This is a genomic window from Cupriavidus sp. UBA2010, assembly GCF_002335265.1.
GTDB lineage: Bacteria > Pseudomonadota > Gammaproteobacteria > Burkholderiales > Burkholderiaceae > Cupriavidus > Cupriavidus metallidurans.
The window spans coordinates 75,058-94,441 of the sequence record NZ_DDCI01000034.1 but is presented as its reverse complement, the minus strand read 5'-3'; the positions used below and the strand labels follow the sequence as shown (position 1 = coordinate 94,441).

The 19,384-nt window shown below is 64.6% G+C and carries 14 protein-coding genes and 1 pseudogene; 7 read left to right on the top strand and 8 right to left on the bottom strand.

Annotated features, from left to right (window positions below; genetic code table 11):
* A partial coding sequence (locus tag B2246_RS26820; protein ID WP_286964073.1) for an NAD-dependent epimerase/dehydratase family protein occupies positions 1-133 on the bottom strand: 133 nt, incomplete at its 3' end.
* Between the two features lie 68 nt (positions 134-201).
* Complete coding sequence (locus B2246_RS26815; RefSeq protein ID WP_286881260.1) at positions 202-1,929, bottom strand: glycosyltransferase family 39 protein; 1,728 nt, start codon at positions 1,927-1,929, stop codon at positions 202-204.
* Between the two features lie 238 nt (positions 1,930-2,167).
* On the opposite strand from B2246_RS26815, the gene B2246_RS26810 reads away from it, so the two are divergent.
* The 4 genes from B2246_RS26810 to B2246_RS26795 are packed head-to-tail and all read left to right on the top strand — an operon-like array spanning position 2,168 to position 6,178.
* Positions 2,168-2,875 carry a response regulator gene (locus B2246_RS26810; RefSeq protein WP_011519254.1) on the top strand — a complete coding sequence of 236 codons (708 nt, stop codon included), beginning with the start codon at positions 2,168-2,170 and terminating at the stop codon, positions 2,873-2,875.
* The gene (locus B2246_RS26805; RefSeq protein ID WP_008641361.1) at positions 2,872-4,245 is read left to right on the top strand and encodes an ATP-binding protein; all 1,374 of its coding nucleotides are present in this window, start codon (positions 2,872-2,874) and stop codon (positions 4,243-4,245) included. Before B2246_RS26810 ends, B2246_RS26805 begins: the two co-directional genes overlap by 4 nt.
* A 48-nt stretch (positions 4,246-4,293) precedes the next feature.
* Positions 4,294-5,520 (top strand): chromate efflux transporter, encoded by a 1,227-nt coding sequence (gene chrA, locus B2246_RS26800; protein WP_286881261.1) that lies wholly within the window; start codon positions 4,294-4,296, stop codon positions 5,518-5,520.
* Positions 5,521-5,524: 4 nt separating this feature from the next.
* Positions 5,525-6,178, top strand: coding sequence for a DUF2459 domain-containing protein (locus B2246_RS26795; RefSeq protein ID WP_286962652.1), 654 nt, complete (start codon positions 5,525-5,527; stop codon positions 6,176-6,178).
* Between the two features lie 4 nt (positions 6,179-6,182).
* Here B2246_RS26795 and B2246_RS26790 read toward each other — a convergent pair whose 3' ends face one another.
* Both B2246_RS26790 and katG read right to left on the bottom strand, forming a co-directional pair.
* A complete protein-coding gene (locus tag B2246_RS26790) occupies positions 6,183-6,335 on the bottom strand; it encodes a hypothetical protein (protein ID WP_160172204.1) in 153 nt (50 codons plus the stop codon).
* 221 nt (positions 6,336-6,556) lie between these two features.
* Positions 6,557-8,728: pseudogene (gene katG, locus B2246_RS26785) on the bottom strand (catalase/peroxidase HPI).
* A gap of 1,079 nt (positions 8,729-9,807) precedes the next feature.
* Between katG and B2246_RS26780 the strand changes: the two are divergent.
* Positions 9,808-10,122 carry a hypothetical protein gene (locus tag B2246_RS26780; protein ID WP_008641381.1) on the top strand — a complete coding sequence of 105 codons (315 nt, stop codon included), beginning with the start codon at positions 9,808-9,810 and terminating at the stop codon, positions 10,120-10,122.
* Positions 10,123-10,248: 126 nt separating this feature from the next.
* Here the strand turns inward: B2246_RS26780 and B2246_RS26775 are convergent, their stop codons facing one another.
* Positions 10,249-11,310: a porin gene (locus B2246_RS26775; protein ID WP_008641382.1), complete on the bottom strand. Its 1,062-nt coding sequence runs from the start codon at positions 11,308-11,310 to the stop codon at positions 10,249-10,251.
* A 316-nt stretch (positions 11,311-11,626) separates the two neighbouring features.
* Between B2246_RS26775 and B2246_RS26770 the strand changes: the two genes are divergently transcribed.
* Complete coding sequence (locus B2246_RS26770; RefSeq protein ID WP_286881264.1) at positions 11,627-14,116, top strand: penicillin-binding protein 1A; 2,490 nt, start codon at positions 11,627-11,629, stop codon at positions 14,114-14,116.
* Between the two features lie 32 nt (positions 14,117-14,148).
* Here the strand turns inward: B2246_RS26770 and B2246_RS26765 are convergent, their stop codons facing one another.
* The 3 genes from B2246_RS26765 to B2246_RS26755 form a co-directional block, all read right to left on the bottom strand.
* A complete protein-coding gene (locus tag B2246_RS26765) occupies positions 14,149-14,913 on the bottom strand; it encodes an EAL domain-containing protein (protein WP_008641393.1) in 765 nt (254 codons plus the stop codon).
* Positions 14,914-15,112: 199 nt separating this feature from the next.
* The gene (locus tag B2246_RS26760) at positions 15,113-16,405 is read right to left on the bottom strand and encodes a DUF1501 domain-containing protein (RefSeq protein ID WP_008641395.1); all 1,293 of its coding nucleotides are present in this window, start codon (positions 16,403-16,405) and stop codon (positions 15,113-15,115) included.
* A gap of 18 nt (positions 16,406-16,423) precedes the next feature.
* Positions 16,424-18,004: a DUF1800 domain-containing protein gene (locus tag B2246_RS26755; protein WP_286881265.1), complete on the bottom strand. Its 1,581-nt coding sequence runs from the start codon at positions 18,002-18,004 to the stop codon at positions 16,424-16,426.
* Between the two features lie 295 nt (positions 18,005-18,299).
* Here B2246_RS26755 and B2246_RS26750 point away from each other — a divergent pair, with 295 nt between their 5' ends.
* Positions 18,300-19,376, top strand: a complete 1,077-nt coding sequence (locus B2246_RS26750; RefSeq protein ID WP_186425914.1) for a LacI family DNA-binding transcriptional regulator — start codon at positions 18,300-18,302, stop codon at positions 19,374-19,376.
* The last annotated feature ends 8 nt before the right edge of the window (positions 19,377-19,384 follow it).

The following is a 19,384-nucleotide window of genomic DNA, read 5'->3' as shown; positions in this document are numbered from 1 at the left end:
CCAGATCCCCCAGGCGGTCCGACGACATATCCATGCCGTAGACCCCCCATTGCTTCTTTTCCAGGATGCGGCGCGTCAAATGGTGGCCGATGAAGCCGTTGATGCCAAGAATCAGGACTCGCTTCTGCTGCATGGATATATATGAAACCAGATTGATAGTGACCGGCCTGAAGCCGGCCAGGGAGTTATTCGGAACAGGTTTTACTGGGGACCGGCAAGCGATGCCACGTTAGTCACCACCACGCGACGCCAGTCGCGCGCCACCACGTACATCGACAGAGTCGGCGCGAGCGCCAGATAGGTCTCCGGGGACATCACGGCCATGGCCGGCTGGCCGTTCTTCCAGAGCCTGGTGAAACCTTCGACATCGGGCACCACGCGCTGCGGCTCCACCGTCGCGCCAAACGTCAGTTCGTCGGCCTGCCCCACCATCGTCAGCGGATGACGCAGGTAGAACGGCAACGTATGGTCGAGCATCTGCACGCCGTAGAGCGGCATCTCCGGCGTCAGCTTCTGCGCAATCTGCGGCGCGATATCAGCCCCCGAAGCCGGGCGGCCGACCGTCTCGTGGCCAAGCAGGGCCACGGTGAAGCCCAGGTACATGCCCATCGCGTAGACCGCCACGCTGGGCAGCACGCCACGACGCAGCAGCAGGCGGGCCGCCGCGATGCCCACCAGCATCACGACAAAGGCCACGGCCACCCAGACTGCGTAGGCGCGGTAGAACGAATTGGGGATATGGTTGGCATTGAGCGTGGCCACCACGGGACTGGCCAGCAGCCCGCAGGCCGCCACGATCGCCATGCCGATGAGTTGCTTGCCCCAGCTACGCGGGCTCAGGCGATCGAGCGCCACCCCGGCGAGAATGCCCAGCGCGGGGATTACCGGCACGATATAGCCCGGCAGCTTCGAGCGGGAAATGCTGAAGAACACGAAGATCGCGATGGCCCAGATGCCGGCCATCAGCGCCGGACGGAAGCGTGCCTGCGTGCCTTCGACCGGCGCGCGCATGGCGGTCCACAGCTTCGGGAAGATGCCCGCCCACGGCAGGAACCCGCCGATAACCAGCGGCAGGAAGTAGAAAACCGAGCCCGAGCGCGAGTGGATATTCGACGTGTAGCGCTGCCAGTGCTCGTGAATGAAGAAGAAGTTCGGAAACTCGGGGTTGCGGACCGATACCAGATAGAACCACGGTACCGTGATCACGAGCATCACCACGACGCCCAGCGCCAGATGCAGGCGGCGCCAGAGGCCCCAATCCCGCGTCACCAGCGTATAGACCACCAGCACCAGCCCCGGGAGCGCGATGCCCACCAGCCCCTTGGTCAGAATGGCCACGCCCATCGCGGCCCAGCAGGCGACCATCCAGCCGCGCCGCGCCGCCACGGAGGCGTCCGGATGCTGGCCCATCAGCATGAAGGCCAGCACGCAGGACATCACGCCCGCCAGGGTCATGTCGAGCGTATTGAAATGAGCCGCCACGCTCCACATCGGCGCGGCCAGCAGGGCCAGGCCGGTGAAGGCCGCGGCACGCGCGCCGAACCAGCGACGCGCGGCCATCATCGACACGCCGATGCCGAGCAACCCGGACAGCGCCACGGCCAGCCGTGCCTGCCACTCGCCCAGCCCGAACAGTTCATAGCCCACCACCGTCACCCACATATGGAATGGCGGCTTCTCGAAATACTTCAGCGCGTTATAACGAATCGTCACCCAGTCACTCGAGGCGAACATCTCGCGCGAAATCTCCGCATAGCGGCCTTCGTCGGGCCCGACCAGATGGCGCATGTCCAGCGAGACGAACCAGACCACCAGGGCCACGGCGACGAACAACACGACCCAGCCTGTGGCGGCCGACCAGCCGATCGCCCCTTGGGTCGACTGCGAGGATGCGACGGACGCGCGTTGCTGAGAGGTGGGTTGCGGCATGAAAGGGAGGGATGGAATGGTGGGCTATCAGGGAAATCTCTGGCGCGACGCCATGCCCAGAAAAGCCGGCGCTCGCGATGACACCGGCTAAAAATAGCGCGCAGATTATGAGAGAAACGTTAACGTCAGATTAATAATGCGACACACTGCCTGCGATGCTACGCTTTCCACCGGCTGATATGGACCTTACGGCGCGATTGGTGCCACTTTCTCAAACAGCCGTTTCAGTCACTATAAGATGCGAATCCTGATTGTTGAAGACGACCCGATGCTCGGCGACGGGCTCCAGCGCGGCCTGAAACTGATAGGTCATGCCGTGGACTGGTTTGGCACCGCCGCCGAAGCCGACCGTGCCATTGGCATGATGCACTACGACGCCGTGGTGCTGGACCTTGGCCTGCCAGACGACGATGGCGTGGCGTTGCTCGGCCGTTGGCGCCAGCAGGGCCGACAGATGCCGGTCGTGGTGCTGACCGCGCGCGATGCCGTGGCCAGCCGGATCTCCGGGCTAGACGCTGGCGCCGATGACTACCTGGTCAAGCCAGTGGAACTGGACGAACTGGCCGCCCGCCTTCGCGCGGTCACCCGCCGCGCGGCCGGGATGCCTGAGCCCGTCTGGCGCCATGGCCCGCTCGAGTACCAGCCCGCTGCGCGCCTGGCGCTCTGGCACGGCAAGGCCGTGGACCTGACCAGCCGGGAATCCATGCTGCTGGAACTGTTGCTGACCTACCCCAACCGCGTGCTGACGCGCGAATTCCTGCGCGACAAGCTCTATGACTGGGACAAGGGCTCGGAGAGCAACACGCTGGAAGTCCACATCCATCACCTGCGCAAGAAGCTCCATCCCGGCATCGTGCGCACGCTGCGCGGGGCCGGCTACACCCTGGGCACGCTCGAGGCGATCGAGATCGGCACCTCGGAACCTGAAGGCGGGGATCGCGCATGACGCTGCGGCGGCGGCTGATCCTGGCCGTCCTGGCCGCCGTGACGTTTGCATGGGTACTGACCAGCGCATTGATCTACCTGAGCGCCCAGGAAGAAATCAACGAGCTCTATGACACCGCGATGGTCCGCATGGCCCAGCAGATGCAGGCGCTGCTGCCGCGCGTGCATACGCAAACCTCGCCAGCGCCGCCGTCGGGGAACGGGCCGATCCCCGGAGATGCCGATCTGGTCGACGAGGGGTCGGCCGGGCTTGGCGATCTGGCGATCGCCGCATGGCGCCCCGACGGGGAGCCCCTGCACATCGACCCGGACGGAGATCACCTGCCCCTGCTGCCCGACGTCCAGGGGTTCACCGAGCGCGAGATCGACGGTGTGCCCTGGCGGCTCTACTACCTGAACGACCCGGCACAAGGCTGGCGCGTCTGCGTCGGTCAGGTCAAGGCCGAGCGCGGCGAACTGATCGTCGCGTATCTGCAGGCGCAGGTATTGCCCTGGGTCTTTGGGCTGCCGCTACTGACCACGCTGCTGCTCTGGGGCGTGAGCCGCGCCCTGCATCCCGTGCTGACGCTGTCGAAGGCCATTGCCGCGCGCGTGCCAGGCGATCCCACCCCGCTGACACTGCACGAGGTGCCGCGCGAACTCGTGCCGCTGGTGACGGAGATGAACAAGCTGCTGAGCCGCGCCACGGCGCTGCTCGAGCATGAACGCCGCCTGACCGCCGATGCCGCGCACGAACTGCGCACGCCGCTGGCGGCCCTGAAGGCCCAGTGGGAAGTCGCACGCCGCTCCGACGATCCGGCCGAGCGGTCCCGCGCCGCCGCCAACGTCGAGGCCGGCATCGACGGTATGAGCCGGCTGGTCTCGCAACTGTTGACGATGAGCAGGCTCGAGGACGAAGAGGCACCGCCCACGCGCGGCCCGGTGGACTGGCGGGAGGTGTCGCGGCAGGTGCTGTCGGATTGCCTGCTGCTGTCCGAACGGCGCAACGTCGATATGGAAGTGCTGTGGCCGCCGGCAGGCCAGCAACCGCTACCTGTCAACGGCGACCCGACACTGCTCGGCACGATGCTTCGTAATCTGGTGGACAACGCCATTCGCTATAGTCCGGCTGGCACGGTGGTGACGCTGGCGTTCGAACCGGACCGGATTACCGTGTCCGATCGTGGACCCGGCGTGGCACCGGAACTGCTGCGGCGGCTCGGTGACCGCTTCTTCCGCGCGGCAGGCCAGCAGGAGCAAGGTAACGGACTCGGGATCTCGATCGCGCGCCGCGTGGCCGTGCTGCATGGGCTCGCGCTGGAATTCGCCAACCGTCAGGATGGCGACGGCAGTGGACTGGTGGCCGCCATCCGGCTCAATGGCATGTATTGATCGGCATTGGCCCACAATGACTGGAAATCGTCAGAACCAGCTTCCGGCATGAGCACGCTCCGCGCCTCCGAAACCAATCGCGCCACCCAAAGCGCCTGGGAGGTCTTCCTCGTCTTCCTGCGGCTCGGTCTCACCTCCTTTGGCGGGCCGGTCGCCCATCTGGGCTACTTCCGCGACGCCTTCGTCACGCGCCGTCGCTGGCTCAGCGAACACGCTTACTCCGATATCGTCGCGCTGTGCCAGTTCCTGCCCGGCCCCGCCAGCAGCCAGGTAGGCATGGTGGTCGGTCTGTCGCGGGCCGGCTACCCCGGCGCCTTGGCCGCATGGGTCGGCTTCACACTGCCATCGGCCATCGCATTGATCCTGTTCGCGCTGGGCCTGTCGCACTACGGCAATCTGGTGCCGCCAAGCGCGCTGCACGGGCTCAAGGTGGCGGCAGTGGCGGTGGTCGCGCAGGCGGTCTGGGGCATGGCACGCTCGCTGTGCCCCGACGCTCCGCGCATCACGCTGATGATTCTCGCCTCCGTGGCCGTGACACTGATCCCCTCGCCGTGGTGCCAGGTCGGTGTGATGGTGGTCGCCGGGATGGTCGGCGCGCAGCGCTTCCGCACCGCACAGGTCCCGCCACACGAACCACTGTCGATACCCATTGGGCATGGCGCGGCAATCGGATTCCTGCTGCTGTTCGCGGGACTGCTGGCTGGCCTGCCCGTGGTTGCCAGCATGATTCCGAACCATGCCCTGGCGCTGGTCGATGCGTTCTACCGTGCCGGCGCGCTGGTGTTCGGCGGCGGACACGTGGTACTGCCGCTGCTGCAGGCGGCAGTGGTACCCACAGGCTGGGTCGACAACGACACCTTCCTGGCCGGCTATGGCGCAACGCAGGCAGTACCGGGCCCCCTGTTCACGTTCGCGGCGTTCCTCGGCGCAGCCGGTGGTCCCGCGCCGACTGGCTGGATCGGCGGCATCGTGTGCCTGTTGGCGATTTTCGCGCCGTCTTTCCTGCTGGTCTTCGGCGCCCTGCCGTTCTGGGAGCGGTTGCGCCGCCATGCTGGCACACGCGCGGCGCTCGCGGGTGTCAACGCGGCCGTGGTGGGCCTGCTGCTGTCCGCGCTCTATCAGCCGGTCTGGACCAGCGCGATCCATGCCCCCGCCGATTTCGCGCTCGCACTGCTCGCGCTGGCTGCGCTGACCGTGTGGCGCGTGCCGCCGTGGGCCGTGGTGACGGGTTGCGCGCTGGCGGGCTGGGGGATGCATGTGGGCGGGATGGCCTGAGCCAATGAAGCGCGCGGGGCTGGCTCGCCCTTGCGCCCGCGTGGCAATCGCCGCGCTGATCACGCTGCTGTCGGGCTGCGCCACCTCCACCGAAACCCCTGCTGCGAATGACCCGGCCACCACCATCGACGTGGTCGAGCGCGACTGGCACACCGACGTCTGCATCCGCACCGAGGATGCGGATACGCGCCTGATGCGGCTGGTGGTCGGGTACGAGGGCTCGCGTTACCTGTGCTTCGGCTTTGGCGATCGACACTACCTGCTCAGTCGCGAGCGCGGCCCGATGACGCTGCTGTCGGCGCTGCTCCCAGGCGCAGGCGCCATCCTGCTGACGGTCCTGCGCGATACGCCGGCCGCCGCATTCGGCGCGGACAACGTGGTGCGGCTCGACGTCGGCGAGCCCGGCATGGAACGGCTACGGGAATTCCTGGGCAACGCCGTGCAGACCGACGGTACCGGCGCCCCGATCAGCCTTGGAGAGGGTCCCTATCCAGGTGGCCTCTACTTCGGCGCCACGGCGGACTATGACGGCTTCTATACCTGCAATACCTGGACCGCCGACGCCTTGCGTGCGGCCGGCATCCCGATTCTTGGTCCCGTGCTGTTCGCCGACGGTGTCATGCGACAAGTCCGGCAGATTGCGCAGCCCTCGCGCTAGGCCACTAGCACGGCGCCGGGCTGCAGATCGTTGTCGTGGTACCCGGGGCCGGTGTCACCACGGTGGTCTTCTGTGGAGGATTGGGATCGCTGCTGCTGAACGACACGCAACCGGCAAGGCAGATCGGCAGCATCAGGATCACGATGAGTCTGGACATGGTGTGTCCCTCCTGGATGTGCAAAAAGACAATACGCGGCCAGTATAGATAGCGGCACTGGCGCACCGCCATCGGCCTATCTCCTACAGCGGGTGAACAAAAAGACGCTGGCAAGTGACCCGATGATCAGCGGGAGCAACTTGTTCGCAGGCCCGATTCGGCGGATTGCGTCGAATCGGGCCCCTCGGTTCAACTATCAGCGCCGATCCGATCAAAGCCGATCACAGCCGATCGAAGCGATCCAGGTTCATGACCTTGACCCATGCCTTGGCAAAGTCCTGGACAAACTTCTCCTTGCTGTCGTCCGAGCCATAGACTTCCGCGACGGCACGCAGCTCCGAGTTCGAACCGAAGATCAGGTCGACCGGTGTGGCCTGCCACCTGACCTTGCCGGTCGCACGATCGCGCCCCTCGTACATGCCCTCATCCGAAGAAGACTTCGACCATTTGGTCGACATGTCGAGCAGGTTGACGAAGAAGTCATTGCTCAGCGTACCGGGGCGATCCGTAAACACTCCGTAGCGGGAGCTTCCCGCATTGGCGTCCAGCGCCCGCATGCCACCGAGCAGCACCGTCATCTCGGGCACTCTCAGGTTCAGGAAGCTCGCACGTTCGACCAGCATTTCGGCCGGAGAACGGGGACTCTGCTTGCCATAGTAATTGCGGAAGCCATCCGCAACCGGCTCAAGCACCGCAAAGGACTGGACACTCGTCTGTTCCGCCGACGCGTCCATCCTGCCCGGTGTGAACGGCACCTGTATTTTGTGACCGCCCTTGTTAGCCGCTTCTTCCACGGCAGCCGTGCCACCCAGCACGATCAGGTCAGCGAGGGAGACCTTCTTGCCACTGCCCTTCTGTGCCTGATTGAAGTCCTTCTGAATGGTTTCCAGACGGCCCAGTACCTTGGCAAGCTCCGCCGGATCGTTCACCCCCCAGTCCTTCTGCGGTGCCAGGCGAATACGCGCCCCGTTGGCGCCACCGCGCATATCCGTCACGCGGAAGGATGCCGCCGACGCCCACGCAGTCCGGACCAGTTCCTGGGTGGTCAGGCCGGACGCCAGGATGGTGGCCTTCAGCTTGGCAACGTCCTTGTCGTCCACCAGTTTGTGATCGACCTTGGGGATCGGGTCCTGCCAGATCAGATCTTCCTGCGGTACGTCGGCACCGAGGTAGCGTGACTTCGGCCCCAGGTCACGGTGCATGAGCTTGAACCACGCCCTCGCGAACGCATCCTCGAATTACTTCGGATTCTCAAGGAAGCGCTTTGAGATCTTCTGGTATTCCGGGTCCATCTTCAGCGCGATGTCGGTCGTGAACATCATCAGCTTGTGCCGCTTCTTTGGATCGTGGGCATCCGGAACGAAATTGGCGCTGACGTTGTTCTTGGGCACCCACTGCGTCGCACCGCCCGGGCCAGTTGTGGTTTCCCAGTCAAAGCTGTACAGCCATGTCAGGAACTCATGAGTCCAGCGCGTCGGGTTGGTCGACCATGCGCCCTCCAGACCGCTGTTGACGGTATCCACACCATGGCCCGTGCCGCACTTGCTGACCCAGCCCAGCCCCTGCTCTTCGATACCCGCGGCGGCTGGCTCCTTGCCCACACAGTCCGCCGGTTTGTGGGCGCCGTGGGACTTGCCGAACGTGTGCCCGCCGGCGATAAGCGCCACGGTGTCCACATCATCCATGCTCATACGACCAAAGGTCTCACGGATCTCCTTCGCCGAGGCCAAGGGGTCAGGCTTTCCTCCGGGCCCTTCAGGATTCACGTAAATCAGACCCATCTCCGTAGCCGCGAGCGGCTTCTGCAGCGCACCTTTCGCATCACCGCGCTGGTGGGCCAGCATTTTCTTCTCCGGCCCCCAGTTCACCATTTCGGGTTCCCAGTCGTCCACACGCCCACCGGCATAGCCAAAGGTCTTGAATCCCATCTCTTCCAGGGAAACGTTACCGGCCAGGACCATAAGGTCGCCCCAGGAAATCTTCTTGCCGTACTTTTGCTTGACCGGCCACAGAAGACGCCGCGCCTTGTCGAGGCCAACGTTGTCTGGCCAGCTATTGAGCGGATCGAAACGCTGCTGGGCGCCGGAAGCACCGCCCCGGCCGTCGAGGACGCGATAGACACCCGCGCCATGCCAGGCCATGCGAATGAAGAACGGCCCGTAGTTGCCGAAGTCAGCCGGCCACCAAGGCTGTGAGGTCTTCATGACAGCCGCGATATCCCGCTTCACGGCCTGGAGGTCCAGCGTCTTGAATTCCTCTGCATAGTTGAAGGCCTTACCCATGGGATCGGATTCCGCTGAATTGAATCGCAGCGGCCGCAGATCCAGTTGTTCTGGCCACCAGAAGCTATTCGGCGTTGTGTTCGTTTGTGCCATCAGTGGGCTGGTTGACATAGCAGCAGATACCGCAACAGCCAGCACGGAACGTTTTAAAGTTTTTACTATGTTCATGGAACAAATAACTCCTTGTGATTGGTTGCAAAAACCGCTGCCGCCATGCAAATGAATGGATGTGAAGGTGGGGATTTCGCACGATCAAATGGAGACCCGAGGAATCCGAGAACGGGACTCCTAGACCACCGCTAGCGCGTCTTGACGGAACAGGTCGTCCCGATTCCTTGCATCCGGGCAGATAGGTTGGCTTCTCTCGCGTACTTCCTTTTCGATCTCGGTAATGCATCGAACTGAAGTGCCTTGCACTCTACGTGGAGATTGGCATTGCGATAATTCAATTATTTAAATTGAGCCGATAGTCAACGCAATTTGAAATCACTAGTATTCGTCCCGCCTGATTTCCACGACCACCTACTGACGACGGAGGCACCTGTATTCATTGGAGATAGGCACCAAAAATGAAATCCAGTGAAAGATCGCAAGCACACTCACATCATGAAATCAAGAATTCATTCATTACGAAAATGTCATCGTGCAATTGACGATAATCAAATTCGAAGACCGACCGGACTGGCTTCAATCACGCCAAAGCGCAGCGTGGACAGATGCACGACAACGACAAGCGTCCGTCATGAAGCTGGCGGCGTGGACGCGCCAGCAGATTGCTGAGGGGGGAATCTCGAAAGGAGGTGGGCATTGGTAACGCCCTGAAAAGAGAGTGCCGAGCCGGCTGTGGCGGCCCCGAAACAAATAGAGCCGTCTCGGAAGACGGCTCCATGCCCCGCGTACTTTGTGTCAATTCGCCACCTGCCCATCCTAGTGCCTCTTCGGGCCTCCATGGACGATACCGGCGATGGCGAAGTCGGCCCGCGGCAACCCCTCCGGTCGCATCTGGATTCCCGACTTATTCAGCGGGCCAACAACGGATGTCATTCTGACGCTGCAATATTTAGGAAATAAGACGCTGCAATGCTTGTTACTGCACACGCGGATCAGGTCCAGGCTTATTTCTGTTGCGTCCGTTATCGTGGGGCCATCCACTCGCTAGAATGAAACAACCTGCTTCCCGGAGAGTACGTATGAAACGCGATGCCGTTGCCGTGACCGAGACAACTCCAGAGGGGCTGGCCGCCCTGATCTATCACATTGCCCACAGTGCCAGTCAGGGGCAGCTCGATCCCGAATTCGTACGCAAGCTTGGCAAACGCGTGGACAAGGAACTCGAAGCGATGGAAGCCGGTGGCAAGATGAATGCGACCGACAAGAAGCAGTTGCTGCACGCGGTGCAAACGCTACACACCACCACAGACGTGGAGGAAGGCGCCCGCCTGACACGCGCGCTGGAGCGCCTGCGCGATCATGATGCGCGCGCCGCGCTGCCCCCCGCCCAGTAAAAGCCCCCGCTGAAAACGAAGAACGCCCCTGGGCCGCCAAGTCGGCCCAGGGGCGTTTTTTTATCCGGCAGGACGGGGGGAAAGGCCCCGCCTGTCGGTGCCTCCCTTTAGCCGGATCGTGGTTGCTTAGAAGCGGTGACGGATACCTGCGATGGCGCCGGTCTGGTTGGCGCCGGCGATAGCCGTGCCAGCACCGTTCAGGCCCAGGTTCGATGCGCCCTTGTTGGTCACGTAGCCCACGTTCAGGTAGGCATCGGTGCGCTTCGAGAAGGCGTAATCGGCCGACAGCACGAACATCCACGAATCGTTGTTGCTCTCATGCGCATCAGTGTAGTACGCGGCACCAGTCAGGGACAGGGCCGGGGTCACGCGGTACAGGCCGCCGAGCCAGTAGACATTGTTGCGCGCGGCGGCAGTAGCAGCCGTGGCCACGCCATCGTCACGCATCCAGCGATAGCCGGCGAACACCTTGGCCGGGCCAAAGTCGTAGGACGTACCCACGGCCAGACGCTTGATGGCGCGGTCCGAAATGGCCGGCGTGCCGCTCTGAGTCTGGTCATAGGCGGTGCCGACCGAGAAGGCGCCGGCGGTGTAGGCCAGGCCGGCGCCGAATCCGCGACCAGCCTTGTAGTTGCCCGGCACTTCGCCGTTATTGTTGGCACCCGTGCTGTAGTACCCGGTGCCGGTCAGGCCGCCGAACTTGCCCGTGTACTTGAGCGAGTTGTCGGCGCGGCCATTGAAGCCCGAGTCAACCGAGTTCAGCGAGTACTTCGGACCCACGCCCATCGGGTCGTAGGCACCGAACAGGTCATACAGCGCGTTCTGCTGGCGACCCAGGGTCACGGCACCGAAGCCGCCCTGCAGGCCCACAAAGGCCTGGCGGCCGAACAGTCGGCTGCTCTGGCCGGACAAACCGGTGTCGATGTCGAAACCCGACTCGAGCGTGAAGATACCCTTCAGGCCACCGCCCAGGTCTTCCACGCCACGCAGGCCCCAGCGCGAACCGGACATGTTGCCCGAGCTCACGCGCACCGCGGTACCACCGTTGCCGCCCGGGGAGTGGGTAGCGAATTCAATACCTGCGTCGGCGATGCCGTACAGGGTCACGTTCGAGGCGGTTTGTGCCGATGCAACGCCGGACAGGGCGCACGTACCCGCAGCCGCCAAGGCAAATAGAGCTTTCTTCACTGTAAATTTCTCTGTTTTGTTTAAGACATTGAGATGCTTCCCCGCTCCGCAGTCGTCCGGAAAGTGCTTGCAACACAACGCCGTCGAGCGGCGACCGATGGGGGCGCATCGCAATTATTCCAATCCAGTATGAAATTCTTGTGTCGCAACTAGAGTTATTGCCATATCAGGAATCCACCCTCATAGAGGGTTGTGCTTTCAGACGATGCGTGATCCGGGTTTTCCCTGCCCACAATTTGGTAGCATTCACACTTTTCCGAGAACGGCATTTGACGCCCCGATGACAACGCGCAACGGGACCGCGGTGCCTGTGTCAATGCGCCTGGATTCCATCAAGACTTTCATCGCCTCACGCCTGTCGCTGATTCGTCAGCATTTGCGCCGTCCCACGCGGCGCGAGGTCGTGCTGGCGGTGGCCGCCATCCCGGCGCTGGTGCTGCTCTATATCCTGTTGCTGATCCCCTTCACGCCGGGCATCAGCGACATCCGCAAGGCCAAGTCCGAACAGCCCGCGCAGGTGCTGTCGGCCGACGGCAAGGAAATCGCGGTCTACCGCTGGGCCAACCGCGACTGGGTCAAACTTTCCGAGATCTCGCCCTATGTGGTCGACGCGCTGATCGCCACCGAGGACCACCGCTTCTATCAGCACCACGGGCTCGACTGGCGGCGCACTGCCTCGGCCGCCCTGCATACGTTCTCGGGCGACCGCCAGGGCGGCTCCACGCTCACGCAGCAGCTGGCGCGCAACCGCTACCCGGACGAGATCGGCCGCGCGCCCACGCTGACGCGCAAACTCAAGGAAGCGATCACGGCGCTGAAGATCGAAGCGCTTTACTCGAAGGACGAGATCCTCGAGACCTACCTCAACACGGTGCCGTTCCTGTACAACGCGTTCGGCATCGAGATGGCCGCCCGCACGTACTTCGACAAATCCGCCGACAAGCTCGACGTACTGGAAGCCGCGACGCTGATCGGCATGCTCAAGGGCAACAGCTACTACAACCCGGTGCTGAACCCCGAGCGCGCGCTGGATCGCCGCAACACGGTGCTGGCCCAGATGGTGAAACGCGGCAAGCTCGATCCGGCCCGCTTCGAGACGCTGAAGAAGCGGCCACTGCGCATCGACTTCGAGCGCCAGATCGAGGCACCCGGCCCCGCGCCCCACTTCGCCCAGCAACTGCGCAAATGGCTGATTACCTGGGCTGACCGCAACGACTACAACCTCTATACCGACGGCCTGGTCATCCATACAACGATCGATTCGCGCCTGCAGACCATCGCCACCCAGGCACTGACGCGCCAGGGCAACCAGCTGCAATCGATCGCCAACGCTGCCTGGGCACCGCGCGCGGGATGGTCCGAGAGCCGGGGTCTGGTGCAGGCATTCGTGCGCGAAACACCGGAGTTCCGCGCCGCGGTGGCTGGCGGCCAGAGCGAGGAAGACGCGCTGAAGCACCTGATGGCCGATCGCCCCTTCATGCAGGCGCTGCGAGAGCAGAAGACGCGCGTCCAGGCCGGCTTCATGGCGATGGACCCGACAACCGGCGAAATCAAGGCCTGGGTCGGCAGCCGCGACTTCACGGTCGACGCGTTCGACCACGTGGCCCAGGCGCGTCGTCAGCCCGGATCCACGTTCAAGCCTTTCGTCTATGGCGCCGCGTTCGCGCGCGGGCAGAGTCCCGACGAGACCTTTATCGACCAGCCGGTCGAGATCAAGCTGGCCGGTGGCGAAATCTGGCGCCCCACCGACGAATCGCCGCCCACGGGCCGCGCGCTGAGCCTGCGTGACGGTCTGGTCTATTCGAAGAACACGATCACCGCCCAACTGGTGCAGACGATTGGCGCGGACCGCGTGGCGCAACTGGCCCGCGCGATGGGCGTGCGCGACAGCAAGCTCGAAGCCGTGCCATCGCTGGCACTGGGCACGAGTCCGGTGACGCTCAAGGAAATGGTCAGCGCCTACGGCACCATCGCCAATGGCGGGCAATACCTCGCGCCGACCATGGTCACGCGGATCGAAGACCAGCAAGGCAATGTGCTGGCGCAGTTCCGCGAGCCGTCGCCGCAACGCGCGCTATCGACCTCGGCCAACGAGACGCTCGTCGACGTGATGCGCGACGTGATCGACCGCGGCACCGGCACGGCGATCCGCACGCGCTTCGGCATCCGCGCCGACGTGGCGGGCAAGACCGGCACCACCCAGGACAATGCCGACGGCTGGTTTATCCTGATGCATCCCCAGCTCGTGGCCGGCGCATGGGTCGGCTTCAACGACAGCCGCGTGACGCTACGTAGCGACTACTGGGGCCAGGGCGCACACAGCGCGCTGCCGATCGTCGGTGACTTCTACCAGCGGGCCCTGCGCGCGCGGATCATCGACCCGCGTGTACGCTTCGCGGAGTCCGACGAGAAGACCTGGTACTCCGCGATTACCGATCAGATCAAGGGCTGGTACCAGAAGCTGTTCGGTGCCGGCAAGAAGGAAGAGGCCGCGCCCGTTCCACGTCCGGCGCCGCGCCGTCCGGCACTGCCGGAGACCGATAACGACGCCTTGCCACCGGCCAGCGCATCGGCGGCAATCGCCGACGGCGGTATGGCACTCGACCCAGGTGAAGTGGTGGAAGCCACGCCACCGTCGTCTTCCGCAAGCGCCCCGGCCGCCCCGGCCGCCCCGGCCGCTCCAACCGCGCCTGCCATCCCGGCATCAGCGCAGTCCGTGCCGGTGGTCTCGCCCGCACCGCCAGTGGCACCTTCGGTGGCCGGCGAGCCGGCTCAGTCGGATGCTGCGCCAGCTACAGCGCACTGACACAGCCACACAGACACCCAGACGCTGGTGACTCAGGGCGCCACGCGCAACGCGCGCAGCGCCTCCTCCGACAACGTCAGCGCCGGTACCTCGGCGGGACGTGCCAACAGGTAACCCTGCGCATAGTCGATACCGAGTTCGCGGCACACGAGCAGATCGTCCACGCGCTCGATGCCCTCGGCCACCAGCTTCGTGCCACTGAGCTTCGCCAGCTTGCACAGCGCGCGCACGGCTTCGAGCTGGAACGTCGACGTGGCAATACCGTCGATGACGACGCGGGCGATTTTCACGTAATCGGGCTTCATCGCAATCCACTGGCCCAGGTTGGCATGCCCAGTGCCGTAGTCGTCGAGCGCGAACTGCGCGCCGCGCGCGCGGATCGAGAAGACCGCCTTGGTCAGCGACTCCAGCGGCCCCAGGGGTGCCTGCTCGGTCAGCTCCAGCACGATGCGGTCCGAAGGTATGTCCACACGCTGCAGGAAGTTGCGCACATCTTCCCGCGTGTCCTCGATATCACGCAGGGAGTCCGCGCTGTAGTTCAGGAATAGCTTGCCGGGCAGGCGCACCTGCATGAATGCGGCAATCGCGGTGCGCGCGGCAAGCCGCTCCATGCGCACCAGCGCTCCCGCCCTGGCCGCTTCCGCGAACAGTGCGACAGGGTTCTCCAGCGGCGTGCCCACCGGCCCGCGTATCAGTGCCTCATACCCGAGGATGTCGCCAGTGGCGAGCGACCCGATCGGCTGGAAAACCGGTCGCAGGTACCTTTGTTCGAGGCAATCGGCGATGGTTGGCGTCATGGTGGCGACAAGGCTTGCACTCAAACTGGCGTTGGTTCATGCGGATCTTGTGATCGGAAGAGTCCGCTCCCACCGCAGCTATCGGCATAACCCCGCTGCCACTTGAGCCACAACGCACCCTACTTGACGGGGGCATCACCCCCTACTTTCGCCCCCCCTACCCCCGGCTGCCACCGCATTTTCCACCACAACCGCTGCGCTACACCAGACCGATATCCCGCGAGCGCGTCCCCGGAAACACCTGCGCCAGACGCGCATCGTCCAGGCCATACAGACGACGGAAGACACCCCCCAGCACAGCGCGGTAGTCGTTCAGCACGGGATAGTCCCGGTTCTGATTGAGCGAGGCCTGCGTCACCGCGACCTGCTCGCCGACGATGCGGCCACCACGTACATTGCCGCCTGCCACCCAGTACACCGTGCCATGGCCGTGGTCGGTGCCGCGCGTGCCGTTCTCGCGGAACGTTCGGCCGAACTCCGAGATCGCCACCACCGTCGTATTGCGCCAGGTCGGGCCAATCTCCTCGGCGAATCCGGCAATGCCGCGCCCCAGGTTGTCGAGCAGGTTCGCCAGTTGGCCCTGCGCGCCGCCTTGATTGACGTGGGTGTCCCAGCCGCCCACGTCGATAAAGCCGATATTGAATTTATCGCGCATCAGCCCGGCCATGCGGCGGGCTTCCTGCTCGAAGCCACGGGCACTTAGCGCGCGCCGGTTGGCCGCCTGCATTTCCTCCATGCGGCCCGACATCGACTCGCCTTCCGCGCTGCGCATCGCGGCCTCGTGCTTTCGCATCGCCTCGGCCTGCTCGGCAACCGTCTGGCGCAGCTCGAAGCCCTCGGCGATCAGCGACTCGAACCGCGTTCCCTTGTACATCTGCGCCAGCATCTGGGTCTGGCGCGCGTCAAATGGTGTGCGCCCGGTGCCCTTCAGCGACACGTTCGGCACGCTGAGCGCGCCCGACATCACCATCGGCAGGCCATCGGTAAACGCGACCGGAGCCGCCTGTCCACCCATCGACTGCGCCAGTCGATTCAGGAAACCGCTGCCGCGTGGCAGGCTGCCGCCATGTCCATCGCCCGCCAGTCCGGCCTCGATACCGTCCTGCGTCTCGAAGTGGCTGCGCGACATGTCGCTGGTCCCTGCGAACGGGATAAACGCCAGTTGCTGGCGCTGCCACAGCGGCAACATCGTCGCGCCCAGTACCGGATGCAGCGCCCAACCGTCTGCCGACAGCGGCAGCGCCGCAGCCGGATCGGGCGACGCGCCGTCGGCCACCGGACGCTTGATGGCGATCGTCGGCCGCGACGCATAGTAGAAGTCGCTGCCCGCCGGCACCAGAACGTTGGCCGCATCGTAGCCACCGCGCAGGAACACCAGCAAGAAGCGCGCATCGGCCTGCGCGGGCAGCGCGAACACGCGCGACGACATCGTCGGCAGCGTCAGGGCCAGCCCCGCGCCACCCAGGGTCCTGAGCCAATCACGTCGATTCATGACATGCTCCTTGCGCATTCAACGTTGCATCCATTCGGGCGAACTCAGCAATACGGCATTCCATTCCTGCTGGGAGCCAGCCTGCGCCAGCGCGCCGCGCGTGGCGGGGCCCAGCGTGGCTTCGATCGTGTCGTAGAACATGCGGCTATTCGGCATCGGAAAACCACGCCGCTGCGTGGGTTGGCCATCCTCGCCAGTGAACAGGCCCGCCGGGCCATTGCCGATGGTCCGCGCGATCTCGAAGCGCCGCACCAGTTGGCCCGAACTGGCCCACGCGCTTTCGGCGGCCGGGTAGCCGTCCGGCGTCACGTGCCCGTAAAGCGGCTCGCCCAACTGATTGAGCCAGTTGATCACCGGACGCAGATTGGTGACCGGCCGCCCGTCATAGGCCAGGCGCATCGACGAGACCACGAAAACCATCGGATCCTTGAACTTGCGCGCCCCGTGGGCCGCGGCACTGTCGAACTCCTTCGACAGCAGCATCGTCCGCAGCACCGCGCCGATATCGCCGTCGGTACGCGTGAACGTGGCGGCCATCCGGTCGACCAATGCCTGCGGCGGGCTATCGGACACGAAGTACGTGGCCAGCTTCGCCGAGATGAACCGCGCCGTGGCCGGATCGCGCGACAGGATGGTCACGGCCCGCTCCACCTCGCTGTAGCCGGTGGGCTCGATGCGCTGCCCCAGCAGCACCTTGGAACCAAAATCATGGCGATTCGGATTGAACTCGAACAGCCCGTCGCTGCGATACATGGCCGTGCGCGCCGGCCCTAGCTTCGGCGGCTCTCCGCGCAGGTTCACGCCCAGCCCGGTCAGCACGCGTGCCAGTTCCTGCACGTCCTGCTGCGTGTAGCGCGAGCCGCTGGGTCCGCCCGATATGCCCAGCGTGTGCAACTCCATCAGCTCGCGCGCGTAGTTCTCGTTGATGCGATTGGCCGCGCTCTGCGCATTGTCCAGATACACCAGCATGGCCGGCGAGGTCACCGTCGCCATCACCAGGTCCCGGAACTTGCCCAGCGCGTGCGGACGGATCGCGCGCTCCTCATACTCGGGCAGCATCGACCCGACCTGCCCCTTGGCCGCATAAACGCTGAAGTGGTTCATCCAGAACCAGGTCATCTGCTCGCGCAGCTGGCCGGGCGAGTACAACGCCCTCAGCAGATGACGACGCTCGGTGTCGAGCACGAGCTCCCGCGTCTGGCGGTTGATCGCCTGACGCGCCTGCTGTTTCTCGGTTTCGTCAGTAAGCGTGTTGATGCGCTCCCGCTCGGCGCGCACGGCCTGCTGGCGCTGCACGGCGTCGCCCTGGCTGACAGGCAACGCCGCGATTGCCGCCGCCACCGGTTGCGGGTCTGCCAGCGGCGTGTGCAACTGCTCTTCCAGATAACGCTCGCGTCCGATCGTCTGGAGGCGCTGCACGCTGGCCTGGTCAGCGCCGAAGCTGACCGTATTCAGCCAGCGCAGGTCGGCCGACGACAGGCTGCCGGGCTGCGTCGCCCCAGATGGCGGCGTCTGAGCGCAGGCCGCCAGGAACGTTGCCGTGGCCAGTAGCGCCAGCAGGCGCTGCCACTTCCGCGCGTTCGACTTGGGGTTAACCATGAGGACACCCTCTTCTATGACAGATACAGATGGGAATGCCGGTTTGACGCCTGGACGATGCGGTTGGTTGACGGCCAAAGGTACCGAGTCTGTTACGAGAGCTTTCCGCCTGGGCCTGTCATCGCCCGGTCACACTCGCATCCCAGAATCCGGGTTCATCACAGGCGCAGGGCCCGGGCGAATCGCATCGACAATGCGGCATCGCAGCAACGGAAAACCTTGACGCCTGATTTTTCGGCGCTTCAATGAAAACGTTTTCATCGCTGCGTGCCCCCAACCCCCGACGAGGAAGCCCATGCCGACGTCCCGCCGAACCGTGTTGCCGCAAAGCGTTGCCTCCGCCGAGCCCGGCCACGGTGTGACACTGGCTGACGTCGCCCTCGCGGCGAAGGTATCGCTGGCCACCGCCTCGCGTGCGTTCAGCCATCCCCAGCTCGTCAGGGACACCACCGCCAAGCGCGTTCACGAGGCCGCGCAGCGGCTGTCGTTCCGCCCCAACCTGCTCGGCGCCAAGCTGCGCGCGCAGCAGACCCGCATTCTCGGCGTCATGCTGCCCACGCTGGAAAACGCGGTATTCGCCGAATGCTGGCGCGGCATCGAGGAATCGGCGATGGTCGCGGGCTACTCGCTGATGCTTGTCACGAGCGGTTACAACACCGAACGCGAACGCGAGCGGATCGAGTATCTGCTGCGTCACCGTGTCGACGGCATGGTGCTGACCGTTGCGGATGCCGCCCAGAGCCTCGTTCTCGACCAGCTCGACAAGGAGTCGGTGCCCTACGTGCTGGCTTATAACCAGGTATCGGTCCCAGGCCGGCACTCGGTGTCCGTGGACAACCGCGCCAGCGCGTGCGAGGGCGTCAAGGCGCTGATCGCCGCGGGCCACCGGCGCATCGCCGTGATCTCCGGCGCCTTCATGGCCTCCGATCGCGCGCGGCAGCGCTTCGCGGGCTATGAGGACGCGATGCGCGCGCATGGTTTGACGCCGCTCGAGCCGGTCTGCCTGCCCTCGCACACGGCCAGCAATGCCACACAGATTCGTGAATTGATGGCGCGTGCCGACGCCCCCACCGCATTCTTCTGCACCAACGACTTGCTGGCGATCGGCGTGATTTCCGATCTCAAGCGGCTGGGCCGCCGCGTGCCGGGCGACGTATCGGTGCTCGGCTATGACGGCATCGCGCTTGGCGCGCTGGTGGAGCCGCCGCTGGCCACCGTCATGCAGCCGAACGCCGAGATCGGCGCGCAAGCCGTTCACCAGCTTCTGCAACGGCTCCAGCATCGCAACCTGAACCACGATGACGCAGCGGAAGGCGCTTTCCTGCTGCCACACATGCTGCGCCTTGACGGTACCGTCAGCGCGCCGCGATAAAACCTGCC